The organism is Variovorax boronicumulans (assembly GCF_029892485.1).
GTDB lineage: Bacteria > Pseudomonadota > Gammaproteobacteria > Burkholderiales > Burkholderiaceae_C > Variovorax > Variovorax boronicumulans_B.
This window is the reverse complement of sequence record NZ_JARXVG010000008.1, coordinates 148,922-172,651: the sequence shown is the minus strand read 5'-3', so window position 1 is coordinate 172,651 and position 23,730 is coordinate 148,922. Positions and strand designations below refer to the sequence as shown.

Sequence of the window (23,730 nt, the reverse complement as noted above, 5' to 3'; positions counted from 1 at the left end):
TGTTTTTTAGTGCTTGGCTTCTGGTCTCTCTGGATAGCCCCGGCGTGAGGGATGGTTGGGGTTTTGTGGCCCAGCGCCGTAGACCCACACCTGAATTTCATCATTCGGCAGAAAGAACACTTGCAACCGCCCTCCTTCCTTGCCATAGCGCTCGACAGGAACAGTCGTACGCAGCGTGCGCTCTGCAGAGCAACACTCGATCTGTTGCTGAATGGTCAAATTTTTGCGACTCTCACAAGGGGTTGTCCAGCGGCCCATCGTCCAGTTGATGTTGACCGTCAATTCAGGACTCCATTCAGGGGGAAGCGACACGCAGCACGACACCGAGCCGCCTCCGCCGTATGGCGGAAGGTTGGAGCCTCGCTTACCGTTCACGTAGTACTCCTGCATCCCTTCACTAGTGAAGTTGTAGCCCGTGATCCCGACGACCATGGGCTCCGGCGGCTTGGGCTCGCAGCCACTCGTTCCTGCCAATACCAAGGCAGTCGCGACCACTCGCAGCAGCCATCTCGCAAATAGTTGAACAGACATTACTGGCCTCCCCGTGGTTGTGCTCCTAGCGTTCGGCTTCTGGTTTTTCTGGATATCCCCGCTGTGATGGATGGCTGGAGTTCTGCGGCCCTGCACCATGGACCCACACTTGAATCTCGTCATTCGGCAGGAAGAACACTTGTAATCGTCCTCCCTCTTTGCCATAGCGCTCGACAGGCACAGTTTTGGTCAACGAACGACGATCCAAACAGCATTCAATTGCTTCTTTGATATTCATTGCCTGAATCTTTTCGATTGGCACAGTCCAGTGGCCTGTGATCCAACTTACTTCGACAGTCAATCCGGGGCTCCATTCGGCGGGCAACGCTACGCAACATGAAAGAGATCCGCCTCCGCCGTAGGGCGGAATGTTGGAGCCTCGCTTGCCGTTGACGTAATACTCCTGCACCCCTTCGCTGGTGAAGGTGTAGCCGGTGATGCCCACAATCATGGGCTCTGGGGGCTTCGGTTCGCAGCCACTCGTTCCTGACAATATCAAGGCAGTCGCGACCACTCGCAGCAGCCAACTCGCAAGCAATTTAATCGGGGTTCTGAAGCCGTGCGTCACAGACCCATCCTTTTCAGGATGCGGGCGGCGCGTTCATCGGTCCGACGCTTAGCCACATTCCGCTGAAGATTTTCGATCGCGTCCCACTCGATGTCGCCCCAACGTCCAATGCGCTTACCCAGGGTGGTCGCTCCCTCGCGCACATCGCGCCAGGTTTGCCCAAGCTCCTCCAGCGTTTCAAAGCCGTCAGGCGCATCCAAAGCCAGCACCGCAAATACCACCTGATCCGGCAATCGCATCAGTCCCAATGCCTCGGCGCGTTCAATGACTTTTTCCAGCCACGAATACAGTTCGGCCGAGGTGCGAGGGTCGCGCGAGTCCGGCGATGCGCGACGCACTTCCGCATGCAGGATGTCGACGGCGGCATCCGCAAGCAAGGCTGCATAGTGGGCATCGCCGATGCAGCAATCCTCTCTTGGAACAGAAGACGCAGGTCCGCCGTCCGATTGCACGGCCTCTACTCTGGATGCCCGGTCGAACCAGACCCACTCCTTGACCGCACCCTGCATAACGGCATCGTGCTCCGGGGGAAGGCGACGGATAAGGCTGCGTAACACACGGGTGTCGCCGATGCGCAGGTACAGCGGGAATCCGTCTTCAGTAACGACACCGCTCAGCCAGGTCAGCGTGTGGGTCAAGAAGGCCAACGAGTTGTCCGTACGCACGAAGCTCAAGCCCGGCTGACCCGACAAGGCTGCACGCAATGCCTCCGCCGAATCTTCTTCAATGACGCGCGACAAGGGCCACAGCAAAAGGCCAAGCTCTTCGTAGTCGGCCAACGACGTATTGTCGAAAGCACGAGCAGGGTCGCCATAGGCGGTTCGCAGGTCTTCCAATCCCTGCGCGCCAAGAATGGCTCCGTCGACGATGGCCCATGTCGTGTCTCTGGGCGCTTCGGCGGCGATCCTGTGATGCCAGTCGACGATGAATTGAATCTTTTCGCGCGGCAGGGCGTCCTGAAGGTAGAGGCGCTCCATCAGCGGCGCCCCAAAGGCGAAGCGGCAGCCAGGGCCTTGCGCAGGCATTCCTTGCAGACTGCCTCGGAAAACTTGAAATCCGGCAAGGGCAGGCTTCGCGGGCCGATCAGTGAATGCGTGGCCGCGTGCTCGACCCATGCCCCTTTGGTTCCATGCGTAATTCCTTGCGCCTTCCAGTGGGTGAAGCTGCCTCCGCCATTGACGATGACTTCTTCCTTGGCCGTGATCTCGATGCGGTTGGCTGTGAGGGTGATCTCCAGTTTGGCGAGCAGCTTGAGATTTTTCTCCAGCGCCTGAATATCGATATCCGCTTGCGCGGCCACAAGACGCATGCCGGCCTTGTACGCAAACAGCCGGATCGCGCCTCTCACGCTTGCCAACAAGCTGGCGCCTGCGCTCAGGCTGATATGCCTGCCGCCGGTCAACGCAATGTGCTCGCCGCTGGCCATATGGGTGCTGCCGGGTGTGCTGGTCTCGATGCCGGCAGGACTCGCCAACACCAGATGCGGTGCGCTCAACTCCGGAAAACGGTCTTCCTTGCCGCCTCCTTCCGCGAGTCCGGCGATGTCTTCGTTCTGCGATTTCAGGACAACGGCGACATCGTGCTGGTCGCTGTCTGCGTCTTGTGCCCGAGCTTGCCGGGCGGCGTCGGCGAGGTTCTCGTGTTGCTCGCGAGCCTGCGCAAGCCGTGTCGCCGTTTCACCCAGATCCTTGGCGTGCTTGACGGCATTGCTTCGCGCTTCGGTGGTGATGAGCAGGCCGTCCCTGGCTCGAATCGCGCCATGCCCGTCGGTACGCAGTTCAAACCCGTCGCCCCTTGCGTCCTTGCGCCCGGCGTTGTCTTCGATGCGCGTGATGTGTCCCAGGCTCAACTGGCTGTGCTGGTGATCGCTCTTGAGCTGAAGTTGAATCCGGTCGGCGGTGTCGTCGAAGACTATGTGGTTGCTCCGGCCCGCCGCACTGTTGCCACCTTCCTCGGCAAGTTCACGGCTGCGGAAGCCCGACAGCGCGCTCTGCCCGGGCAGTTGCCAGGGCGGTTGGTTCATCTGGTTGTAGGGGCGGCCCACGCAGATGGGCAGATCGGGGTCGCTGCCGAAGAAGTCGACCATCACCTCCTGACCGATGCGCGGAACATGGATGCCGCCCAGTTGGTTGCCCGCCCATGGCGAACTGACACGCAACCAGCAACTGCTGTGCTGGTTCTTCTGGCCGATGCGATCCCAGGGGAACTGAACCTTGATGCGGCCCAGTTCATCAGTCCAGACGTTCTGTCCTTCGGGGCCCACGACCAATGCGGATTGCAGGCCAACGGCCAGAGGCTTGGCGCGCGTGGGCACCGGGCGCAACGGCTCGTTGACCGGATGGGCGGTGAAGTCCACGTGAATGCGCCACTGCTGCTGGCGGTCTCGCACCGCGTCCTTGTTCTGGCTGTCCTGCGCAACCTCCTCGACGACGAAGTGGGTGTCGAGAATTAAGTACTCGGCGTTCGCCTTCTGGCGAGGATGCTTGTGCAGCTTGAAGGTGCAACCCGGCACCATGCCGCGCAGATTGCCGCGGCCCTCCGCGCGCTCGCCGTGCGTGCGCAACGCCTGCATGCGCAACACGGCCAGTTGCCGGCCTTCATCGTGCGGGTCGTTGGCTTCGGCGGTGCCGGCGCGCGGCTGCGCATAGTGACTGCCCGCGTGGGCTGCATGCCATTGATAGACCTCGCCGTCGGCCAACCCCGTTGGCCGGGGGGCCTTGCGGTCCACGCTCAGGTCGGCGCGCGGCCTGGTGTAGTCGAAGTCCCGGGTGCTGTATTGGCCGCTCGTGAGATGGCTGTGGGGTACGAAACTGCTGACGTACTCGGCATCGGTCTTCCAGCCGGGCGCGTGGTATTCGACCTTGCGATAGGCTGCACTATCAGCCGCTTTGTAGGCGCCCATGGCGTCCGAGAGGATCAGGCGATGCTTGCCTTCGGCATGCTCGAAGTGGTAGCTGATTCCCCATTCTTCGCACAAGCGGCTGAAGAAATCGAAGTCGCTTTCGTTGTATTGCGTCTGGAATTCGCGCTGGGGGTATGTGTCGAACAGGCGCTTTTCGACGGGGAAGGCGTAGTCGGCCAACAGTTCATCGAGGATCCCGACAACGCTCTTGTTCTGGAAGATCTTGCAGTTGGTCGCGAGGGTGGCTCGATGCAGCCAAGGGCGCAGCGTCAGTTTGTATTGAACGTGGCGCCCTTCTTCGCCCCACATGGCGGCGTCGGTGACCAGGGCGTTGATCTGCCGAACGCCGGCGCCGATGCGATCGGTGCTCTCACCTGCGGTGCCGGGAAGGAAGGCACCAGAACCGTCGAGTTCGATCTGACAGCTGATCTCGCGACCGATGAAGGAATCGAGATCGAAATCGGCCGCACCGCTCGCGCCGATGTTGAGCGCATCCGGGGTCTTCAACAGCAACTCGTATTCGAAAAGGCTGTTGATACCTTCTCGGCCGGAGAGCCGCACAGGCTCCAGCGCAGGCCGGCCGAGCGCGAGCGGAATCGCGGGCGATTGAACAGTGAGGGTTCGCAACATGGACCACTGACGAGTTGGTGATCCAGGAAGTTTGGAGTTCCTCGTGCGGCACCTTTGCGAACAATGGTCAAACGACCGTCAACGCCGAAAGCAACACGAAGAAACGCGAAAAATTCACGATGACGAAGCGCTGCGCAAAGACCGAGCGCCCCGTCCGTGCGATCGCGTCCCGACCTGCCCCCGCTAATTCGCAGCCAGCGCAGCCTTGCGGATCGACTGCAGCGTGCTGGCCGGCGTGATCGCCTCGGGATCCAGCAGGCAGTGCAGGATAGCGGGCTTGCCGCTGGCACGCGCACGCGCGAGTGCGGGGCCGAACTCCTCCGTCGTCGTCACGCGCTCGCCGTGGCCGCCGAACACCTCGGCGTAGCCGCGGAAGTCGGGGTTCTTCAACTGCGTGGCGCTGATGCGGCCGGGGTAGTGCTTTTCCTGGTGCATGCGGATCGTGCCGTACATGGCGTTGTCGAGCAGCACCACGATGATCGGCAAACCGTACTGCACGGCGGTGGCGAATTCCTGGCCGTGCATCATGAAATCGCCGTCGCCTGCGAACACGACCACCTCGCGCCCGGGCCACAGGCGCTTGGCACCCACGCCCGCCGGCAGGCCGTAGCCCATCGAGCCGCTGGTCGGCGCGAGCTGGCTTGCGAACGCGCGGAACGGCCAGAAGCGATGCACCCAGGTGGCGAAGTTGCCCGCGCCGTTGCAGAAGATGGTGTCGGCCGGCAGCACCTCGCGCAGGTGCTGCATGACCTCGCCCATCTGCAGCGGGCCGGGGATGCGGATGGGCGCCGGATCGCTCCAGCGGACGAACTCTTCGCGTGCGGTCTTCGTATCGGCCTGCCAGACAGGCGGTGAAGCGGGGCGCAGCGTGGCCACCGCTTCGGCGAAAGCCTGCGGCGTGGCGTGGATGCCCTGCGCCGGGCGGTAGAGCTTGCCGAGCTCGTCGGCGTCGGCGTGCACATGCACCAGCGCCTGCTTGGGCTGCGGGATCGCGAACAGCTCATAGCCCTGCGACGGCACCTCCGACAGGCGGCCGCCGACCAGCAGCACAAGGTCCGCATCGCGGATGCGCGCCAGCATGCGCGGGTTTGCGCCGAGCCCCAGGTCGCCTGCGTAGCAGGGGTGCTCGGCGGACATCAGCATCTGGCGGCGGAAGGAGCAGTACACGGGCAGCGCATACGCTTCGGCGAAATCGGCGAACTGTTTAGTCGCGGCTTCGGACCAGCGACTGCCGCCCAGGATGACGACAGGCCGCTGCGCCTGCGACAGCCGATGCTGCAGCTCGGCCAGTTGCGCCGCGCCGGGGTGGGTCTCGGTCACCGCATAAGGCTGTGCATCGGCCACCACCGCGGCTTCGGTCAGCATGTCTTCGGGCAGCGCGATCACCACCGGACCGGGCCGGCCCGAGGTCGCGACATGGAAGGCGCGCGAGACGAGTTCAGGCACGCGCGCCGGATCGTCGATCTGCACGACCCACTTGGCCATGGTGCCGAAGACCGCGCCGTAGTCCAGCTCCTGGAAGGCCTCGCGGCCCAGCGCATCGCGCGCGACCTGGCCGACGAACAGCAGCAGCGGCGTCGAGTCCTGGTGCGCGATGTGCACGCCCGCCGCCGCGTTGGTGGCGCCGGGGCCGCGCGTGACAAAACAGATGCCGGGCTTGCCCGTGAGCTTGCCCTGCGCCTCGGCCATCATCGTCGCGCCGCCCTCTTGCCGGCACACGGTCACGTCGATGGATGCATCGTGCAGCGCGTCGAGCACGGCCAGGAAGCTTTCGCCGGGCACGCAGAAGAGCTGCTTGACGCCGTGGGTGATGAGCTGGTCGACCAGGATCTGGCCGCCGGTGCGGGAGGAAATCATGCTGTGTCCAATGCAATGAAGGTCTTTGTCTTCGCTCCTTCCCCTTCCGGGGGAAGGCTGGGATGGGGGCAAGCGGCGGTGGATGTGCCGACGGCAATTGATGCGCCGCGAGCCCCCACCCCAACCCTCCCCCGGGAGGGGAGGGAACAACGCGGGGTCATGTGAGCGCGGCGCAGGCGGCGGTAATGCGCGCGCACGCCTCTTCGAGCTGCCCCATCGACGTCGCATACGAGATGCGGAAATACGGCGCCAGCCCGAGCACGCTGCCCGGCACCACCGCCACGTCGAAGTCCTGCAGCAGGTAGCGGCAGAAGTCGCTGTCGGTCTGCAGCAGCGCGCCGCTGGCGGTGCGCTTGCCGAGCACGCCGGCGCAACTTGCGAAGGTATAGAACGCGCCCTCGGGCACGCGGCAATGCAGGCCCTGGCTGCGGTTGAGTGCGGCCACGACGAAGTCGCGTCGCTGTTGAAACGACGCGCAGCGCTCGACCACGATGCCCTGCGGCCCGGTGATCGCCTCGATCGCGGCGGCCTGGCTCACCGACGACGGGCACGAGGTCGACTGGCTCTGCACCACCGCCATTGCCGCGATCAACGCGCGCGGCCCGGCGCCGTAGCCCACGCGCCATCCAGTCATCGCATAGGCCTTGGATACGCCGTTCACCGTGAGCGTGCGATCGCGCAGCCGCGGCTCGACGGCCACCGGCGTCGCGAACGCGAGGCCGTCGTAGAGGATGTGTTCGTAGATGTCGTCCGCCAGCACCCAGACGCCCGGGTGGTCCAGCAGCACGTCGGTGATCGGCTTCAGTTGCGCAGCGCTGTAGGCCGCGCCGCTCGGGTTCGACGGCGAGTTCAGGAAAAGCCAACGCGTGCGCGGCGTGATGGCCGCCTGCAGTTGCGCTGCCGTCAGCCGAAAGCCGTTCTCCTCGCCGCACGTCACCGACACCGGCACGCCGCCGCAGATCTGCACGATGTCCGCGTACGAGGTCCAGTACGGCGCGGGCAGGATCACTTCGTCGCCCGGGTTCAGGCTTGCCATCAGCGCGTTGAAGATCACCTGCTTGGCGCCCGCGCTCACGCTGATCTCGTCGAGCGCGAAATCCAGCGCGTTGTCGCGCTTGAACTTCAGCTGCACCGCCGCCTTCATCGCCGGGCTGCCGTCGAGCACCGTGTAGCGCGTGTCGCCGCGCGCAATCGCCTGCGAGGCCGCATGCCGGATGTTCTCTGGCGTGTCGAAGTCGGGCTCGCCCGCACCCAGCACGATCACCGGGCGGCCGGCGCGCTTGAGCGCCTGCGCATGGTCGGTGATGCGCAGGATCTCCGAGACGTTGATGGCGCGCACACGTTGCGCCGGCGAGAACACGGCTGCGTCTGTCACTTGGCGTAGGCTTCCAATGGCTTGTCGTTGGGTTCGAGCAGCAGTTGCTTCAGGGCTGGGCTCATCGGCAGGTTGAGGCTGGTGTTCTTTGGCGGAATCGCGGCCACGAACCACTTGGTGTAGATCTTCTCGAGCTCGCCGCTCTTCATGAGCTTGCGCAGCGAATCGTCCACCGCCGCCTTGAAGGCCGGGTCGTCCTTGCGGAACAGCAGCGCGATCGGCTCCGAGCCCAGCGCATCGCCCACGATGCGGTAGGCGGACGGATTCTTCGAGTTCGCGATGATCCCGGCGAGCAGGTTGTCGTCGAGCACGAAGGCATCGGAGCGGCCCGATTCCATGAGCAGGAAGCTCTCCAGGTGGTCCTTGCCGAGCATGGTGTTGTACGAGACGTTCTGTGCGCGCTCGCGCTTGCGCAGCAGCTGCACGGCGGTGGTGCCGGTGGAGGCCGACACGTTGCGGCCCGCGAGCTGGTCGAGCGTGGTGATGCCCGAGTCGACCTTGGTGGCCATGCGCACTTCGCTCACGTACGTGGTGAGCGCAAAGGCCACCTGCTGCTGGCGCGCGGTGTTGTTGGTGGTGGGGCCGCAGCCGATGTCCAGCGTGCCGTTCTGCACCAGCGGAATGGTGTTCTGCGCGGTCACGGCCATGTATTCGAGCCTGGCGCTGGGCGCGATGTCTTTCAGCACCCGCTCGCAGAGTTCGACGTGGTAGCCCACGTACTTCTCGCCCGCGCCCAGCATGTAGGCCATGGGCGGCGAAGCTTCCCGCACGCCGAGCACGACCTTGCCGCTCGACTTGATCTTGTCGAGCGTGCCGCCGGTCGGGGCCTGCTGCGCGGTAGCTGTCGTGCCGAATGCGAGCGCGAGCAGCGCGGCGGTGGCGAGGGTCTTCAGTTGCTTCTTCATCTTCTCTGTCTCCTGGTGGTTTTTCTTGGATGCGCGCGGCCGCCGCCTTGCCGCTGCAGCGAGACGCTGCGCGGCAAGCACGACAGGCCGGGGGCGATCAGTCGCCGATATCGAAGGTCACGCCTTGAGCCAATGGCAATGCCGTCGAGTAGTTGATGGTGTTCGTGGCGCGGCGCATGTACGCCTTCCAGCTGTCCGAGCCGGCTTCGCGCCCGCCGCCGGTTTCCTTTTCGCCACCGAAGGCGCCGCCGATCTCGGCACCGCTCGGGCCGATGTTGACGTTGGCGATGCCGCAGTCAGAACCGGCGCTGGACATGAAGCGTTCGGCCTCGCGCACGTTGAGCGTGAAGATCGACGACGACAGCCCCGCGCCCACTGCGTTGTGCCATTCGATGGCTTCGTCCAGCGAGCTGTAGCGCACCACATAGAGGATGGGCGCGAAGGTCTCGCGCAGCACCGGGCCATCGTGCGACTTCAGTTCCACCAGCGCGGGGCGCACGTAGTAGGCGTCCTGCGTGCCGATGCCTTCCACGCGGTGGCCGCCGTGCACCGTCGCGCCGATCTCGCGGCTTTCGCTCAAGGCCTTCTGCATGCCGTCGAAGGCCGCGCGGTCGATCAGCGGACCGACCAGCGTGCCGGCCTCGCGCGGATCACCCACCTGCACGTTGCCGTAGACCTTCGCGAGCTTGGGCACGAGCTGGTCGTACACGCTGTCGTGCACGAAGAGGCGGCGCAGCGTGGTGCAGCGTTGGCCGGCCGTGCCCATGGCCGAGAAGGCGATGCCGCGCAGCGTGAGGTCGAGGTCGGCCGAGGGCGTGACGATGGCGGCGTTGTTGCCGCCCAGTTCCAGAATGGCGCGGGCAAAGCGCGCGGCCAGCTTGGGCGCCACCTGCCGGCCCATCGCGGTCGAACCGGTGGCCGAGAGAATCGATACGCGGTGGTCGTCCACCAGCACCTCGCCGATGTCGCGCTGGCCGAGCAGCAAGCCGAGCAGGCCTTCGGGCGCGTCGCCGAAACGCTCGATGGCGCGCTGCGCGATGGCGTGCACGGCCAGCGCCGTGAGCGGGGTTTTTTCAGACGGCTTCCACACCACCGAGTCGCCGCACACCAACGCAAGCGCCGCATTCCACGACCACACGGCCACGGGGAAGTTGAAGGCAGAAATCACGCCGCACACGCCCAGCGGATGCCAGGTTTCCATCATCCGGTGTTCGGCGCGCTCGGTGGCCAGCGTGAGGCCATAGAGCTGGCGCGAGAGGCCGACCGCGAAGTCGCAGATGTCGATCATTTCCTGCACCTCGCCCGCGCCTTCGGACGGGATCTTGCCGGCCTCCAGCGTGACTAGGCGGCCCAGGTCGCGCTTGGCGGCGCGCAGTTCTTCGCCCAGAAGGCGCACCAGCTCGCCGCGGCGCGGCGCCGGCACATTGCGCCAGGCCTTGAAGGCCTCGTGCGCGCGGCCGATGGCGCCGGTGGCTTCCACGGCCGTGGTCTGCGGCACCTGCGCGATCGCCTCGCCGCTGACCGGCGAGCGCACCGTCAGCTCGCCGCCGGTGTAGGCGGTGCGGGGCACGCCCAGGCGCTGCAGCAGTTGTTCGACTTCGGTGGGAAGGGAAACGGGGGATTGGGTTTCGGACATGGGCGCGCTCCGCAAAGGAGGGAAGAAGAAAGGCAACAGGGCGGGAAACCCGGCCAATATCTGCGAATCCCGCGCGCTTGCCTAGTGAAAAAATGGAAGGACTTGATGCGTTTGCGGAATGAACTCGGCACAGCCCCCCCCGCGTCGGGCTGCACGCCTACGCGCAAGCCGCAGGGCCGCACCGAAGATTCCGCACCCTCACCCTGCGGACAAAGCCATGAAGCTCATCCACTCCCTCTACGCCGCAATCCATGCGCTCATGGCGCTCGCATTCGCCATCGCGTCGCTCGTGCTGGTCGTGATCGCAGCGCGCGCGGGCTGGGGCGCCGTCATGCACGGCCTGGACCTTCCTGCGGCCGAGGCGATCATCGAGGCGGTCGGGCTGCTGGCCGCCGGCGTGGTGGCGCTGCAGATCTCGCAGACCGTGCTTGAGGAGGAAGTGGTGCGCGACGCGCACATCGGCGCGCCGACCCGCGTGCGCCGATTCCTCTCGCGCTTCATGGTGGTCATCGTGGTGGCCGTCGCGGTCGAAGGGCTGGTGGCAACCTTCAAGGCGCGCGAGGCGCCCGAACTGATGCTGCACGCCGCCGCGATGCTCGGCGCCGTCGGCCTGCTGATGGCGGGCTGGGGCATCTTCATCCGCCTGAACCGCTACGCCGAGGAGCTCGAGCCCGAGGCGATGGCGGAAGCCAAGAGCGAAGACCGGAAGCTGAAGTGATCAGTCCGGGCTGGGCGGTTCGGGCAACGCGATGCGCTGCCCCGCCGGCGAGCCTGCCAGGCTCTGCGCCGGCCTCCTGAGCGTCGCATCGAAGGGGTTGATCTTCGGCCCGATGGCCGCCGCCTCGCGCTTGAGCAGTTCCACCACCGTCGGCATGCGGTCGGCATTGAGCCGGTCGGCAATCGTGCCCACGCTCAGCGCCGCCACCGCGCGTCCTTCGCGGTCGAGGATCGGCACCGCCACGCCCGCCATGCCTTCGAGCAGCCCGGTGTTGCGCCCCGCATAGCCCTGCTGGCGCACGCGCTCGATCTCGGTGCGCAGGTAGACCTCGTCGTACACGCCGTACTCGCGCACCCGCGAGAGGTTGAAGCGAATCACTTCTTCCCGCTCCGCCTCCGGCAGGAAGGCCAGGATCGCCAGTGCCCCCTGCCCCACGCCCAGCGCGATGCGTCCGCCGATGTCGCCGGTGAACGAGCGGATCGGAAACGGCCCCTCGCTGCGGTCCAGGCAGATGGCGTCGAAGCCGCTGCGCGCCAGCAGGAAGATGCTGTCCCCCAGGCTCGCGCACAACCGCAGCAGCACTGGCCTGCATATGGAGCGCAGGTCGCCGGGGTTCCCCGCGCTCGCCGCGAGGGCGAAGAAATCGATGCTCAGCCTGTAGAGCTTGCTGCGCTCGTCCTGCTCGACCATGCCCTCGGCCATGAGCGATTGCAGCAAACGGTGCGTGGTGGCCTGCGTCAGGCCCACGGACCGTGCGATCTGGGTCACGCGGCCGCCTTCAGCCTGCACCGCGCCGAGCGCGCGGATCACCGAAAAGACGCGCGGCACGCCGCCGCTGGCAGCTTGCGACGTCGACTGCGCCTCCGAAGGGGTTTCCATGCCTTGCTCCTGTGAAATTCCCTGAGGTGATTTTAGGATTGATATTCCAATGGATGGAATAAATCAGAGAAATATTCTGATTAATGGAATACCCGAGGCGTTCTGGCGCAAACGTTGCAATAGAGTGAATTGAAAGTACTCAGCGGTCCATGGCCTGCACCAAGACGTCGCACGCCATCTTTCTTGCCCCCACGAAAGGCGCTTCCATGTCATTCCTACGGCTCACCGACGTGACCAAGTTCTACGGCAGCACCCGCGCGGTGTCGGCGATGAACCTCACCGTCGAAAAGGGCGAGTTCGTCTCGCTGCTCGGCCCCTCGGGCTGCGGCAAGACCACGACGCTGCAGATGATTGCGGGCTTCGAGGCCGTCTCCAGCGGCCGCATCGAACTCGCGGGCAAGGACATCACGAACGCGAAGGCCAACACGCGCGGCCTGGGCATCGTGTTCCAGAGCTACGCGCTCTTTCCGCACATGACGGTGGCCGACAACGTGAGCTTCGGCCTGGAGATGCGCAAGATGCCCAAGGCCGAGCGCACCGAACGCGTGAAGCAGGCGCTGGCGCTGGTGCACCTGGAGCCGCACGCCACGCGCTACCCGCGCGAGCTCTCGGGCGGCCAGCGGCAGCGCGTGGCGCTCGCCCGCGCGCTGGTGATCGAGCCGCCGGTGCTGCTGCTCGATGAACCGCTCTCCAACCTCGACGCCAAGCTGCGCGAAGAGATGCAGTTCGAGTTGCGCCAGATCCAGCGCAAGGTCGGCACCACCACGGTGATGGTCACGCACGACCAGAGCGAGGCCATGTCGATCAGCGACCGCGTGGTGGTGATGGAAGGCGGCTGTGCCACGCAAATCGACCATCCGCACCGCGTGTACGAGCATCCGAGCACGCGCTTCATCTCCACCTTCGTGGGCAAGGCCAACCTGTTGAACGGGCGCGTGACCGCTTGCAGCACCGGCAGCTGCAACGTCGCGGTCGGCCCGCTCGCGGTGCAGGTCGACGAAGACGGCTTCAAGTCCGGTGCCGCGGTGCTCCTGAGCGTGCGGCCTGAAAAGCTGCAGCTGGTCACGGCCGGCCGCGGTCGGCTCGACGGCACGGTGCAGGAGCGCTTCTTCCTCGGCAGCCAGTGGCTCTATCGCGTGGCCACGCCCGCCGGCGACCTGATGGTGCTGAGCCCCAACGACGGCCGCGATGCGCTGGACGAAGGCAACGCCGTCGGCATCGACTGGCCCGCGCACTGCACCCGCCTGCTGCCGGCCGAGGAGGCGGTCGCGGCATGAGCGGCATCAAGAACAAGGCCGCGCCGTGGTGGCTGTCAGGCCCCGCCCTGCTGCTGTTCACCGCGCTGCTGCTGGTGCCGCTGCTGCTCACGGCCGTGCTGTCGTTCAACGTGTACGACCCGGCCACCGGGCCGAAGGCCGGCGAGTTCACGCTGGACCACTACGTGCACGTGTTCACCGACTCGTACTACCACGGCATCTTCTGGCGCACCTTCTGGATCTCGGCGCTGGTCACGTTGATCTGCGTGGTCATCGGCGCACCCGAGGCCTATGTGCTCAGCCGCATGCGCAACCCGTGGCGCTCGGTCCTGCTGCTGGTGGTGCTGGCGCCGCTGCTGGTGTCGGTGGTGGTGCGCGCCTTCGGTTGGAGCATGCTGCTCGGGCCCGAGGGTGCCGTGAACTCGCTGCTCGGCCTCGTGGGTATCGGTCCGGTGAAGATGCTCTACACCGAGATCGCAGTGATCGTCGCGCTGGTCCACGTGATGCTGCCGTTCATGGTGATTCCGGTGTGGACCTCGCTGCAGAAGCTGGACCCCGGTGTCGAGAACGCGGCGCTGTCGCTCAAGGCCTCGCCTTTCACCACGCTGCGGCGCATCGTGCTGCCACAGGTGATGCCGGGGATTCTCTCGGGCAGCCTGATCGTGTTCGGCCTCGCCGCGAGTTCGTTCGCGATTCCGGGGCTGCTCGGCGGACGTCGCCTGAAGATGGTCGCGACCGTGGTCTACGACGAGTATCTGAGCGAGCTGAACTGGCCGCTCGGCGCCGCCATCGCGCTCACGCTGCTCGCCGCGAATTTGATCGTGATGCTGAGCTACAACCGCCTCGTCGAAGGCCGCTACAAGAAAGCGCTGGGCTGAAGCGATGAGCAAGAACGGCCCGTTCGCCCTCGCGTTCAACGCGCTCGTCATCACCTTCATGCTGGCGCCGCTCTTGGTGGTGTGCATCGTCGCGTTCACGCCCGAGAACACGCTGACCATTCCGACCACCAGCTTCTCGCTGCGCTGGTTCGCCGCGGTGTTCGCGCACCCGGACTTCATGCAGTCGTTCTGGAACAGCCTGTGGCTCGCGCTGGCCTCGGCCACCATCGCCACGCTGCTGGCGGTGCCTGCGGGCATGGCGATCACGCGCTACGAGTTTCCGGGGCGCGACTTTCTCAACGCGCTGTTTCTCTCGCCGCTGATCATTCCGCACCTGGTGCTGGGCGTGGCGCTGCTGCGGCTGTTTGCGCTGGTGGGCGGCACGGGCAGTTTCGGCTGGCTGGTGATGGCGCATGCGCTGATCGTCACGCCGTACACGCTGCGCCTTGTCGTGGCCGCGCTCGTGGGCTTCGACCGCAGCGCCGAGCAGGCCGCGCTCTCGCTGGGTGCGAGCCAGGCGACGGTGTTCCGTCGCATCACGCTGCCGATGATCCTGCCGGGCGTCACGGGCGGCTGGATGCTCGCCTTCATCAACAGCTTCGACGAAGTGACGATGTCGATCTTCGTGACCTCGCCGAGCACGGTGACGCTGCCGGTGCGCATGTACATGTATGCAACCGAGTCGATCGATCCGCTGATGGCGGCGGTGTCGGCGCTGATGGTGGCGGTGACCGCCATCGCGATGGTGATCCTCGACCGGCTCTACGGGCTGGACCGCGTGCTGGTGGGGCGCAAGTAGATGACATCGAATGCATCCCCCGCACTGCTGCATCGCGTGGCCGAGACCGGCCGCGCCGCGGTGGCCTTCACGCTCGATGGCGAGCCGGCCTCCGCACTGGCCGGCGACACGGTGCTCACGGCCGTGCTCACGCAGGCCAGCCAGTTGCGCCGCAACGAATTCAGCGACACGCCGCGCGCCGGCTTCTGCATGATGGGCGCCTGCCAGGACTGCTGGATCGCGACCGCCGAAGGCGAGCGCCTGCGCGCCTGCTCCACCTTCATCGCGCCGGGCATGGCGCTGGTCACCGGGCGGAGCGGCGCATGACGAATGCCGAGCTTCAACCCGTGATCGTCGGCACCGGGCCGGCCGGCGTGCGCGCGGCGCAAGCGCTGGTTGCGCATGGCTTTCGGCCCGTCGTGATCGACGAGGCCGCACGCGCGGGTGGCCAGATCTACCGCCGCCCACCCGCCAACTTCATCCAGCGCACCGCGGCCACGCTCTACGGCTTCGAGGCTGCGCGCGCGAACGCGGTGCACCAAGCCTTCGACGCGCTGCGCGACCGCATCGACTACCGCCCCGACAGCCTCGTGTGGAACGCACAGGGCGGCGTGCTCGACGTGCTGCACAACCCGTCGCGCACCACGACGCGCGTGCCGCATGCCGCATTGATCGTCGCGACCGGCGCAACCGACCGCGTGCTGCCCGTGCCGGGCTGGACGCTGCCCGGTGTCTACACGCTCGGCGGCGCGCAGGTCGCGCTCAAGTTCCAGGGCTGCGCCATCGGCGAGCGCGTGGTGTTCATGGGCACGGGGCCGCTGCTGTACCTCGTGGCGTACCAGTATGCGAAGGCCGGCGCGAAGGTCGCGGCGGTGCTCGACACCGCGCGCCTCTCGGACCAGATCGCCGCGACGCCCGCGATGCTGCGGCAACCCGCCGTGTTCGCGAAGGGCGTGTACTTCGTCGCGTGGCTGCGTGCGCACGGCGTGCCGCTGCACAGCGGCGTGCGTCCGCTGCGCGTGCTCGGTGATGACGGCGCACGCCGCGTCACCGGCGTCGCGTGGCACGACGGCCGTGAAGAACGCACGCTGGACTGCGACGCCGTCGGCTTCGGCTACGCGCTGCGCTCCGAGACACAGCTCGCCGACCTGCTCGGCTGCCGCTTCGAATTCGCACCGATGCACCGCGCCCACCTGCCGGTGCGCGATGCGGCGGGCCGCGCGAGCGCCCCCGGCGTGTACCTCGCGGGCGATGGCGCCGGCATCATGGGCGCCGATGCGGCCGAGTGGGCCGGCGAGCGTGCCGCGCTCGCGCTGCTTGCGGACCGCGGCGTGGCCGTCGATACCGCACGCGCCGATGCGCTCGAACGCAAGCTCGAAGGATTGAAGGGCTTTCGTCGCGGACTGGAACGCGCCTTTCCACTCCCACAGGACTGGGCCGCGAACGCGCCCGACGATCTCGTCGTCTGCCGCTGCGAGAACATCACGGCCGGCACGCTGCGCGAGACCGTTCGCATCAACGGCGCCGATGAAATGAACCGCCTCAAGGCCCTTTCGCGCGTCGGCATGGGCCGCTGCCAGGGCCGCATGTGCGGCGTGGCGGCTGCGGAGATCCTCGCGCACGCCACAGGCCAGCCGCTGCAGCAGGTGGGCCGGCTGCGCGGGCAGGCGCCGATCAAGCCGATTCCGATCCAGCTCGCCACGCGCGCGGCCAGCGAAGGAGCGGACGCATGAGTTCGATCAAGACGCTGCGCACCGATGTGGCCATCGTCGGCGGCGGCATCGTCGGCGCGTCGGCCGCGCTCGCGCTGCGGCAGATGGGCATCGGCGTGGCGCTGCTGGAGCGCGACCTCTGCGGCTCGCGTTCCAGCGGCGTGAACTTCGGCGGCGTGCGGCGCCAGGGCCGGCCGCTGAGCCAGTTGCCGCTCGCGCAGCGCGCGCACCGGATCTGGGGCCGCCTGCCCTCGCTGATCGGCACCGATGGCGAATACCTGCGCTCGGGCCACTTCAAGATCGCACGCAGCGAATCGGACATGGCCTCGCTCGAACGCTACCGCGCGCAGAGCCTCGACTTCGACCTCGGGCTCGAGCTGGTCTCCGCTGCCCGACTGCGCGAGCGCTGCCCCTGGCTCGGCCCGCGCGCGGTCGGCGGTTCGCTGTGCGTGGAAGACGGGCAGGCCAATCCGCGGCTGGTGTCTCCCGCCTTCGCGCTCGCGGCGCAGCGCGCGGGGGCGCAGATCTTCGAGCGCCACCCGGTCGACGAGGTCGCGCACGACGGCGCGATGTTCATGCTGCGCTCGGGCAATGCGCTCGAAGTGCATGCGCCGGTGCTGCTCAACTGCGCAGGCGCATGGGCCGGCCCCCTCGCCGCCCAGTTCGGCGAGGCGGTGCCGCTGCGCGCGAGCCATCCGGTGATGGTGGTGACCGAGCCGCTGCCGCATTTCATGGTCTGGAGCCTGGGCGTCGAGGGCGGCGGCATCTACGGCCGGCAGGTGGCGCGCGGCAACCTCGTGCTCGGCGGCGGGCGAGGCTATGCCCTCGATGCCGACCGCGCCCGCGTCGACCGCGATGCCATCGCCACGCTCGCGGTGCAGGCCATCGAGCTGCTACCCGCGCTGCGCCATGCGCACTTCATCCGCACCTGGAGCGGCACCGAGGGCAACATGCCCGACCGCCAGCCGGTGCTCGGGCCCAGCCGCACCACGCCCGGCCTGTTCCATGGCTTCGGCTTCTCGGGCGCGGGATTCCAGATCGGACCGGCGGCCGGCGAAGTGCTGGCCGAGTTGGTGCGCGACGGCTACAGCAGCACGCCGATCGATGCATTCGCGGTCGACCGTCTCTTCCCCGAAGAAGAGGGAGAAGGCGCGGATGAAGAACAGACCCTCCCCTCCTCCTCTATCGCTTCCGTCCCCACCCTCCCCTGAAAGGCAACCACCATGTCCCGTATCCAGAAGACCTTCTCCCTTCGCCGGACCCTGCTCGGGGCGGCGGCGATTTCCCTGCTCGCGGCGGCCGGCACGGCGAGCGCGCAGACCAAGACGCTCTACATCGGCATGAACGGCGGCACCATGGAGAAGGCGTACACCCAGTATGTGTTCCCGGCCTTCGAGAAGCTCTACGGCGCCAAGGTGGTGGTGGTGCCCGGCACCTCGTCGGACATCCTCGCGAAGGCGCAGGCCAACAAGGACCGCCCGCAGATGCATGTGATGTTCCTGGACGACGGCATCATGGTGCGCGCCATCGGCATGGGCCTGTGCCAGAAGCAGAAGCCCAACCCGTCGCTCGCCGAGATCTACCCCGCCGCGCGCTTCAAGGACGACATGGCCAGCGGCGTGAGCCTGGGCATGACGGGCCTGGCCTACAACGCCAAGATGTTCAAGGAAAAGGGCTGGGCCGCACCCACCTCGTGGATGGACCTGGCCGACCCGAAGTTCAAGGGCAAGGTGGTGTTCCAGTCGATGTCGTCGTCTTCGTTCGGACTGCACGGCTTCCTGATGTTCAACCGCATCCAGGGCGGCAACGACAAGAACGTGGAGCCGGGCTTCAAGGCCTGGCCCACCACCGTCGGACCCAACGTGCTCGAGTACATCCCGAGCTCGGCCAAGCTCTCGGAGATGGTGCAGACGGGCGAGGCGGCGATCTTCCCGCTCACGCCCACGGCCGTGGCCGCGCTCAAGGTCAAGGGCATTCCCGTGGAGTACGCACCACCCAAGGAAGGCGCGGTGGTGCTGATGGTGGGCCAGTGCGTGATCGCCAACAACAGCGAGCCCGAGCTGTCGCAGAAGCTCGCCGAATTTTTGCTGAGTCCGCTGGCGCAGGCCAACGTGCTTCAGTACGGCGCGCAGATCCCGACCAACCCGAAGGCGCCGGCCGTGGGCGAAGGTGCGACGCAGGTGGCGGACATCAACAAGTGGATGAAGACGGCGATCACCATCGACTGGGAAAGCATCAACGCGAACCGGCCGGCGTGGAATTCGCGCTGGAACAAGACGATCGAGAAGTAGGCGCCGGCCTCAAGCCGCGCGGTTGGCCTCGAGGATCCAGCCCGCGGCCTTCTCGGCCATCATCAAGGTGGGGCTGTTGGTGTTGCCGCTCGTGATGGTCGGCATCGCGCCCGCATCGACCACGCGCAGGCCCTGGATGCCGCGCACGCGCAGCTTCGCATCGAGCACCGCCATCGGGTCGCCGTCGGCGCCCATCTTCGTGGTGCCGACCGGATGGAAGATGGTGGTCGCGATGTCGCCGGCCAGGCGCGCCAGGTCTTCGTCAGTTTGGTACTGCACGCCGGGCTTCCATTCCTCGGGCTTGTACTTGGCGAGCGCGGGCTGCGCGGCGATGCGGCGCGTCACGCGCAGCGAGTCGGCGGCGACCTTGCGGTCTTCGTCGGTGCTCAGGTAGTTGGGCGCGATGGCGGGCGCATCTTCGAAGCGCTTGCTCTTGATGCGCACCGAGCCCCGGCTCGTCGGGTTGAGGTTGCACACGCTCGCGGTGAAGGCCGGAAAGCTGTGCAGCGGATCGCCGAAGGCATCGAGCGAGAGCGGCTGCACGTGGTACTCGAGGTTCGGCCATTCGTAGGCGTCGGAGCTGCGCGTGAAGGCGCCCAACTGCGAGGGCGCCATGCTCATGGGGCCGCTGCGTTTGAGCAGGTATTCGAGACCGATCTTCGCCTTGCCGACCATCGACGACGCGAGCACGTTGAGCGTGGGCGCGCCGTCGATCTTGTAGACCGCGCGGATCTGCAGGTGGTCCTGCAGGTTGGCGCCAACGCCGGGCGCATCGAGCACCACGTCGATGCCGTGCTGGCGCAGCAAGTCGGCCGGGCCCACGCCCGAGAGCTGCAGGATCTGCGGCGAGCCGATGGCGCCCGCGCAGAGGATCACTTCGCGTTCGGCGCGCGCGGTGCTCATCTCGCTGCCGTTCCACACCTCGGCGCCGGTGCAGCGCTGCGTGCCGTCTTCGTTTTTCTCGAAGAGGAGGCGCGAGACCTGCGCCCCCGTCCACAGCTCGAAGTTCGGCCGGCCGTAGCAGGTGGGCCGGAGGAACGCCTTGGCGGTGTTCCAGCGCCAGCCGTTCTTCTGGTTGACCTGGAAGTAGCCCACGCCTTCGTTGCTGCCGCGGTTGAAGTCGGTGGTGTGCGGCACGCCGGCCTGCACCGCGGCTTCGGCGAACGCGTCGAGGATGTCCCAGCGCAGCCGCTGCTTCTCGACGCGCCACTCGCCGCCTGCGCCGTGCATCTCGTCGGCACCGAGATAGAAGTCCTCGTGCTTCTTGAAAGCGGGCAGCACGTTCTGCCAGCGCCAGCTGTCGTCGCCGGTGAGCTCGGCCCACTGGTCGTAGTCGCGCGACTGGCCGCGCATGTAGATCATCCCGTTGATGCTGGAGCAGCCGCCCAGCGTCTTGCCGCGCGGATAGCGCAGCGCGCGGCCGTTGAGGCCCGCATCGGGCTCGGTGTTGTAGAGCCAGTCGGTGCGCGGATTGCCGATGCAGTAGAGGTAACCGACCGGGATGTGGATCCAGTGGTAGTCGTCCCGGCGGCCCGCTTCGATGAGCAGCACGCGTTTGGTCTTGTCGGCGCTCAGGCGGTTGGCGATGAGCGAGCCCGCGGTGCCGGCGCCGATGATGATGTAGTCGAAGGTGTTGTCGTTGTCTCGCATGGTTCTTGTTCGTTGCTCAGGGTTGCACGGTCGTCGATGTCTTGTTGCGTTCGGCCGCACTGCGCGCCGCTTTGAAGGTGTGAATGAATCCGGCCTGTCCGAGCAGCCCGCCCAGGCGCGCCCGATCAAGGCGCAAAGCGCAGCCATAGCTCGGGCTATGGCGAGCATTTGCAACGCCGAGCGGGTGTGTCTGGGCGGGATGAGCGGGCATGGCGGATTCGTTCACACCTTCTCAGGATTCCAGCATCGGGAACACCTCCGCCCAGTTGCCGTGCGCCCCTTGTACCAGTGCGTTCAGCCGGGCCTGCAGCGCAAGTGCCACGTCGGCGACCTCGCGGCCCGGCGGCAGGGGTGCGTTGCCCGAGACGATGGCGATCGATGCCTCGATGCCTTCTTGCCCATCGGCCGGGGCCGGCATGCCGTCTCCCGCAGCGGCGAGCAGGTCGCACGGCAGCATGTCGAGCGCGAACCCGTACACCACGCGGTTCTCCATGATCGCCAGCGCGAGCGTCGAGACACTCGCGACGAGCCGCATGTGACTCAGCGTGCGGTCGGGCAGGTCCGGGCGCAGGTCGGAGGCGTTCTCGGACCAGGTCACCAGCTCTGCCCAGAAGGCCTCGTCCTTAGGTCCCGTCTTGCCAAGAAGCCCGAACAGGCGTCCGGGATAAATCGCCAGCATGTGGCGGCTGGCAAAGCGCGCCATTGCCGCGGCGTCGTCGATCGCCGGCGACAGCACCTGCCCCTGCTTGTGGTCGTAACCGAAGTAGAAGCGCCGGCCGTCGAGCGTGAAGGACTCGATGCCGCCCGTATGGCCGGTGCGGCCGGCGATCGGCTCGGATGCGTCGATATTTCCAGGATTCATGGACATGGTGAGGGCTTAGCACCAGGATTTAGCCCGCGCTTCGTATGAAAGGCCAATGATTTCGGCGCGACTGGCTTATAAATTGGTCTTATATGACTGCCGCCATCGACCTGCAGATTTTGCGCGCCTTCGTTCTTGCCGCGAGGGAGGGCAACGTCTCGCGCGCGGCCGAGCGGCTGCACCTCACGCAGCCCGCGGTGAGCCTGCAGCTCAAGCGCCTGGCCGAGGAAACCGGGCTCACGCTCTTTACCCGAACACCGCACGGGCTCGCGCTCACGGCCGACGGCGCGGCGATGCTGCCGCAGGCCGAGCGGGTGCTGGCCGCCGTGGGCGACCTGCAGCAGGCCGCGCGCAAGCTGCAGGGCACGGTGCGCGGAGCGCTGCGCATCGGCACCATCCTTGACCCCGAATTCACCCGACTGGGCGTGTTCCTGCGCGAGCTGGTCGAGGCCGCGCCGCAGATCGAGACCGAGCTGCGCCACGGCATGAGCGGCAGCGTGCTCGCGCAGGTGCAGCGCGGCGACCTGGACGTGGGGTTTCACCTCGACCCCGGCGACGACGACCAAGCCGCGACAACACCTGCGCTCTCGGTCCGCACCCTCACCCGCTTCACCTACCGCGTGGTTGCGCCCGCCGGCTGGGGCCCGCAGGTGCAGGGGCGCGACTGGAAGGCGCTGGCCGCGCTGCCCTGGCTCGCGACGCCGCCCGAGTCGGCGCACCACCGGCTGCTGGAGCGCATGTTCACGCCGCTGGGTCTTTCGCCGCGTCGCGTGGCGCTGGTCGACCAGGAGGCATCGATGCTCGACCTGCTGAAGTCCGGCGTCGGCCTGAGCCTGGTGCGCGACTCCATCGCGATCCGCGAATGCCAGGCCCACGGCCTCGCGATGGCCGACCGGGTGCAGCTCGATTGCGCGCTGCGTTTCGTCTCCCTGGCCTCGCGGCGCGACGAACCGGTGATCGCGAGCGCCTGGGACGCGCTGGCCAAGGCGTGGGGCTGAAGAGCAGCTGAAAAACGGCGCACCGCCCTACGCGAATGAGGGGTCTGGAGCACATGAACACCGGATGCACGCGGTTACGATGCGCGCATCCCCCGGACCCGGTTTTTTGTTTACTTTCTGCTCATCCGCCCCATGCCTTCCGCCACTCCGACTGCCGACGCCCAGGCCGCCGACAGCGTGTTGCCGCGTGTCGCGCAGCAGGAGCAGGAAGGCCGCCAGTGGACGGTCGCGAGCGGCCGCTGGACAGCGCTGGGCATGTCGTCGTTGCCCGCCTGGCAGGCGCTGTCGAAAAGCCTGGAAGCAGCGCCACCCGCGGACGACCGCGCGTGGGACCTGCGCCCGGTCGAGCAGCTCGACCACATCGGCGCGCAGCTGCTGTGGGAGCACTGGCGCCACGAATGGCCCGCGACGCTGGAGATGGAGCCGCAGCACAAGTCGGTGCTCGACCAGGTGGCGCAATACACCGTCGCCACGCCGGAAGAGCCGCCCAGGACGCTGGCCGACCGCATCCGCACCTTCTCGCAGAACGGACCCCGCCTGATGTATGTGGCGCGCGACTTCGTCGGGCTGGTCGGCCAGCTCGCCATCGACGTGGGCACGCTCATCCGCGCCCCGCACCGCGGGCCGTGGCGCGATTTTTCGGGGCATCTCTACCAGTTCGGCGCCACGGCGCTGCACATCACGGCGCTCGTCGGGCTGCTGATCGGCGTGGTGCTGGCCTACCTGATCTCGCAGCAACTGCGCCAGTACGGCGCCGAGGCCTTCGTGGTCAACATCCTTGGGCTCTCGCTGGTGCGCGAACTGGGGCCGGTGCTGGCGGCGGTGCTGATCGCCGGGCGCTCGGGCTCGGCCATCACCGCGCAGATCGGCGTGATGCGGGTGACCGAAGAACTCGACGCGATGCGCGTCATGGGCATCCCGCACGGCTTTCGCCTGGTGATGCCGCGCGTGCTGGCGCTGGCGATCGCGATGCCGCTGATCAGTCTCTGGACCTCGATGGCGGCGCTCCTGGGCGGCATGCTCGCGGCCGACGCGGCGCTCGACATTTCGCCGGCCTACTTCCTCTCGGCGCTGCCGCGCGCGGTGCCGATCGCGAACCTCTGGCTCGCGATGGCCAAGTCGGCGGTGTTCGGCATCCTGATCGCGCTGATCGGCTGCTACTTCGGCATGAAGGTCAAGCCCAACACCGAGAGCCTGGGACGCGGCACGACCTCGTCGGTGGTGACGTCGATCACCGCGGTGATCCTGGTGGACGCGCTGTTCGCGGTGCTGTTCAAAGGCATCGGGTTCCGGGGATGAATACC

The 23,730-nt window shown here is 66.9% G+C and carries 22 protein-coding genes; 10 read left to right on the top strand and 12 right to left on the bottom strand.

The window, feature by feature from the left end; all coding sequences use genetic code 11:
• Positions 1 to 6 precede the first annotated feature (6 nt).
• The 8 genes from M2282_RS19750 to amaB all read right to left on the bottom strand — a co-directional run bounded on the left by M2282_RS19750 (position 7) and on the right by amaB (position 10,404).
• Positions 7 to 531 carry a DUF3304 domain-containing protein gene (locus M2282_RS19750; RefSeq protein ID WP_280810468.1) on the bottom strand — a complete coding sequence of 175 codons (525 nt, stop codon included), beginning with the start codon at positions 529 to 531 and terminating at the stop codon, positions 7 to 9.
• Positions 532 to 556: 25 nt separating this feature from the next.
• Positions 557 to 982: a DUF3304 domain-containing protein gene (locus M2282_RS19745; RefSeq protein ID WP_280810467.1), complete on the bottom strand. Its 426-nt coding sequence runs from the start codon at positions 980 to 982 to the stop codon at positions 557 to 559.
• Positions 983 to 1,095: 113 nt separating this feature from the next.
• Positions 1,096 to 2,076 (bottom strand): DUF4123 domain-containing protein, encoded by a 981-nt coding sequence (locus tag M2282_RS19740; RefSeq protein WP_280810466.1) that lies wholly within the window; start codon positions 2,074 to 2,076, stop codon positions 1,096 to 1,098.
• Positions 2,076 to 4,631 carry a type VI secretion system Vgr family protein gene (locus tag M2282_RS19735; protein WP_280810465.1) on the bottom strand — a complete coding sequence of 852 codons (2,556 nt, stop codon included), beginning with the start codon at positions 4,629 to 4,631 and terminating at the stop codon, positions 2,076 to 2,078. Before M2282_RS19735 ends, M2282_RS19740 begins: the two co-directional genes overlap by 1 nt.
• A 183-nt stretch (positions 4,632 to 4,814) precedes the next feature.
• Positions 4,815 to 6,488, bottom strand: a complete 1,674-nt coding sequence (locus M2282_RS19730) for a thiamine pyrophosphate-binding protein (protein ID WP_280810464.1) — start codon at positions 6,486 to 6,488, stop codon at positions 4,815 to 4,817.
• Positions 6,489 to 6,645: 157 nt separating this feature from the next.
• Complete coding sequence (locus M2282_RS19725; protein WP_280810463.1) at positions 6,646 to 7,863, bottom strand: pyridoxal phosphate-dependent aminotransferase; 1,218 nt, start codon at positions 7,861 to 7,863, stop codon at positions 6,646 to 6,648.
• The gene (locus M2282_RS19720; RefSeq protein ID WP_280810462.1) at positions 7,860 to 8,768 is read right to left on the bottom strand and encodes an amino acid ABC transporter substrate-binding protein; all 909 of its coding nucleotides are present in this window, start codon (positions 8,766 to 8,768) and stop codon (positions 7,860 to 7,862) included. Before M2282_RS19720 ends, M2282_RS19725 begins: the two co-directional genes overlap by 4 nt.
• Before the next feature lie 97 nt (positions 8,769 to 8,865).
• Entirely contained in the window at positions 8,866 to 10,404 is a 1,539-nt protein-coding gene (gene amaB / locus M2282_RS19715; RefSeq protein WP_280810461.1) for an L-piperidine-6-carboxylate dehydrogenase, read from the bottom strand.
• A gap of 217 nt (positions 10,405 to 10,621) precedes the next feature.
• Between amaB and M2282_RS19710 the strand changes: the two genes are divergently transcribed.
• The gene (locus M2282_RS19710; RefSeq protein ID WP_280810460.1) at positions 10,622 to 11,122 is read left to right on the top strand and encodes a hypothetical protein; all 501 of its coding nucleotides are present in this window, start codon (positions 10,622 to 10,624) and stop codon (positions 11,120 to 11,122) included.
• Here the strand turns inward: M2282_RS19710 and M2282_RS19705 are convergent, their stop codons facing one another.
• Positions 11,123 to 12,001, bottom strand: a complete 879-nt coding sequence (locus M2282_RS19705; protein ID WP_280810459.1) for an IclR family transcriptional regulator — start codon at positions 11,999 to 12,001, stop codon at positions 11,123 to 11,125.
• Positions 12,002 to 12,207: 206 nt separating this feature from the next.
• Here M2282_RS19705 and M2282_RS19700 point away from each other — a divergent pair, with 206 nt between their 5' ends.
• From M2282_RS19700 to M2282_RS19670, 7 genes are read left to right on the top strand one after another with little or no spacing between them, the layout of a single operon-like run.
• On the top strand, positions 12,208 to 13,278 hold the full coding sequence (locus M2282_RS19700) for an ABC transporter ATP-binding protein (RefSeq protein ID WP_280810458.1): 1,071 nt from the start codon (positions 12,208 to 12,210) through the stop codon (positions 13,276 to 13,278).
• Positions 13,275 to 14,135: an ABC transporter permease gene (locus M2282_RS19695; RefSeq protein ID WP_280810457.1), complete on the top strand. Its 861-nt coding sequence runs from the start codon at positions 13,275 to 13,277 to the stop codon at positions 14,133 to 14,135. The genes M2282_RS19700 and M2282_RS19695 overlap by 4 nt, the downstream gene beginning before the upstream one ends.
• A 4-nt stretch (positions 14,136 to 14,139) precedes the next feature.
• The gene (locus M2282_RS19690) at positions 14,140 to 14,934 is read left to right on the top strand and encodes an ABC transporter permease (protein WP_013538787.1); all 795 of its coding nucleotides are present in this window, start codon (positions 14,140 to 14,142) and stop codon (positions 14,932 to 14,934) included.
• Positions 14,935 to 15,240, top strand: coding sequence for a (2Fe-2S)-binding protein (locus tag M2282_RS19685; RefSeq protein ID WP_280810456.1), 306 nt, complete (start codon positions 14,935 to 14,937; stop codon positions 15,238 to 15,240).
• Complete coding sequence (locus M2282_RS19680) at positions 15,237 to 16,646, top strand: NAD(P)/FAD-dependent oxidoreductase (protein ID WP_280810455.1); 1,410 nt, start codon at positions 15,237 to 15,239, stop codon at positions 16,644 to 16,646. The genes M2282_RS19685 and M2282_RS19680 overlap by 4 nt, the downstream gene beginning before the upstream one ends.
• Positions 16,643 to 17,836 (top strand): NAD(P)/FAD-dependent oxidoreductase, encoded by a 1,194-nt coding sequence (locus M2282_RS19675; RefSeq protein ID WP_280810454.1) that lies wholly within the window; start codon positions 16,643 to 16,645, stop codon positions 17,834 to 17,836. The genes M2282_RS19680 and M2282_RS19675 overlap by 4 nt, the downstream gene beginning before the upstream one ends.
• Positions 17,837 to 17,848: 12 nt before the next feature.
• Positions 17,849 to 18,916: an ABC transporter substrate-binding protein gene (locus tag M2282_RS19670; protein ID WP_280810453.1), complete on the top strand. Its 1,068-nt coding sequence runs from the start codon at positions 17,849 to 17,851 to the stop codon at positions 18,914 to 18,916.
• Positions 18,917 to 18,925: 9 nt separating this feature from the next.
• Here M2282_RS19670 and M2282_RS19665 read toward each other — a convergent pair whose 3' ends face one another.
• Genes M2282_RS19665 through M2282_RS19655 form a run of 3 tightly spaced genes read right to left on the bottom strand, consistent with a single transcriptional unit; the run spans position 18,926 to position 21,428 of the window.
• Positions 18,926 to 20,566 (bottom strand): GMC family oxidoreductase, encoded by a 1,641-nt coding sequence (locus M2282_RS19665; protein ID WP_280810452.1) that lies wholly within the window; start codon positions 20,564 to 20,566, stop codon positions 18,926 to 18,928.
• Between the two features lie 16 nt (positions 20,567 to 20,582).
• Positions 20,583 to 20,792 (bottom strand): hypothetical protein, encoded by a 210-nt coding sequence (locus tag M2282_RS19660; RefSeq protein WP_280810451.1) that lies wholly within the window; start codon positions 20,790 to 20,792, stop codon positions 20,583 to 20,585.
• A gap of 6 nt (positions 20,793 to 20,798) precedes the next feature.
• The gene (locus tag M2282_RS19655) at positions 20,799 to 21,428 is read right to left on the bottom strand and encodes a hypothetical protein (protein WP_280810450.1); all 630 of its coding nucleotides are present in this window, start codon (positions 21,426 to 21,428) and stop codon (positions 20,799 to 20,801) included.
• 92 nt (positions 21,429 to 21,520) lie between these two features.
• Between M2282_RS19655 and M2282_RS19650 the strand changes: the two genes are divergently transcribed.
• The gene (locus tag M2282_RS19650) at positions 21,521 to 22,426 is read left to right on the top strand and encodes a LysR family transcriptional regulator (RefSeq protein ID WP_280810449.1); all 906 of its coding nucleotides are present in this window, start codon (positions 21,521 to 21,523) and stop codon (positions 22,424 to 22,426) included.
• A gap of 132 nt (positions 22,427 to 22,558) precedes the next feature.
• Complete coding sequence (locus M2282_RS19645; RefSeq protein WP_280810448.1) at positions 22,559 to 23,725, top strand: MlaE family ABC transporter permease; 1,167 nt, start codon at positions 22,559 to 22,561, stop codon at positions 23,723 to 23,725.
• Positions 23,726 to 23,730: the final 5 nt, after the last annotated feature.

What these genes read in the sequence shown, in the direction of transcription:
- M2282_RS19700 (WP_280810458.1), top strand. Translation starts at nt 12,208, where the DNA reads ATGTCATTCCTACGGCTCACCGACGTGACCAAGTTCTACGGCAGCACC.
- M2282_RS19655 (WP_280810450.1), bottom strand. Translation starts at nt 21,428, where the DNA reads ATGAATCCTGGAAATATCGACGCATCCGAGCCGATCGCCGGCCGCACC.
- M2282_RS19680 (WP_280810455.1), top strand. Translation starts at nt 15,237, where the DNA reads ATGACGAATGCCGAGCTTCAACCCGTGATCGTCGGCACCGGGCCGGCC.
- M2282_RS19730 (WP_280810464.1), bottom strand. Translation starts at nt 6,488, where the DNA reads ATGATTTCCTCCCGCACCGGCGGCCAGATCCTGGTCGACCAGCTCATC.
- M2282_RS19735 (WP_280810465.1), bottom strand. Translation starts at nt 4,631, where the DNA reads ATGTTGCGAACCCTCACTGTTCAATCGCCCGCGATTCCGCTCGCGCTC.
- M2282_RS19685 (WP_280810456.1), top strand. Translation starts at nt 14,935, where the DNA reads ATGACATCGAATGCATCCCCCGCACTGCTGCATCGCGTGGCCGAGACC.
- M2282_RS19670 (WP_280810453.1), top strand. Translation starts at nt 17,849, where the DNA reads ATGTCCCGTATCCAGAAGACCTTCTCCCTTCGCCGGACCCTGCTCGGG.
- M2282_RS19665 (WP_280810452.1), bottom strand. Translation starts at nt 20,566, where the DNA reads ATGCGAGACAACGACAACACCTTCGACTACATCATCATCGGCGCCGGC.
- amaB (WP_280810461.1), bottom strand. Translation starts at nt 10,404, where the DNA reads ATGTCCGAAACCCAATCCCCCGTTTCCCTTCCCACCGAAGTCGAACAA.
- M2282_RS19705 (WP_280810459.1), bottom strand. Translation starts at nt 12,001, where the DNA reads ATGGAAACCCCTTCGGAGGCGCAGTCGACGTCGCAAGCTGCCAGCGGC.
- M2282_RS19690 (WP_013538787.1), top strand. Translation starts at nt 14,140, where the DNA reads ATGAGCAAGAACGGCCCGTTCGCCCTCGCGTTCAACGCGCTCGTCATC.
- M2282_RS19720 (WP_280810462.1), bottom strand. Translation starts at nt 8,768, where the DNA reads ATGAAGAAGCAACTGAAGACCCTCGCCACCGCCGCGCTGCTCGCGCTC.
- M2282_RS19710 (WP_280810460.1), top strand. Translation starts at nt 10,622, where the DNA reads ATGAAGCTCATCCACTCCCTCTACGCCGCAATCCATGCGCTCATGGCG.
- M2282_RS19675 (WP_280810454.1), top strand. Translation starts at nt 16,643, where the DNA reads ATGAGTTCGATCAAGACGCTGCGCACCGATGTGGCCATCGTCGGCGGC.
- M2282_RS19740 (WP_280810466.1), bottom strand. Translation starts at nt 2,076, where the DNA reads ATGGAGCGCCTCTACCTTCAGGACGCCCTGCCGCGCGAAAAGATTCAA.
- M2282_RS19650 (WP_280810449.1), top strand. Translation starts at nt 21,521, where the DNA reads ATGACTGCCGCCATCGACCTGCAGATTTTGCGCGCCTTCGTTCTTGCC.
- M2282_RS19750 (WP_280810468.1), bottom strand. Translation starts at nt 531, where the DNA reads ATGTCTGTTCAACTATTTGCGAGATGGCTGCTGCGAGTGGTCGCGACT.
- M2282_RS19745 (WP_280810467.1), bottom strand. Translation starts at nt 982, where the DNA reads ATGATTGTGGGCATCACCGGCTACACCTTCACCAGCGAAGGGGTGCAG.
- M2282_RS19695 (WP_280810457.1), top strand. Translation starts at nt 13,275, where the DNA reads ATGAGCGGCATCAAGAACAAGGCCGCGCCGTGGTGGCTGTCAGGCCCC.
- M2282_RS19645 (WP_280810448.1), top strand. Translation starts at nt 22,559, where the DNA reads ATGCCTTCCGCCACTCCGACTGCCGACGCCCAGGCCGCCGACAGCGTG.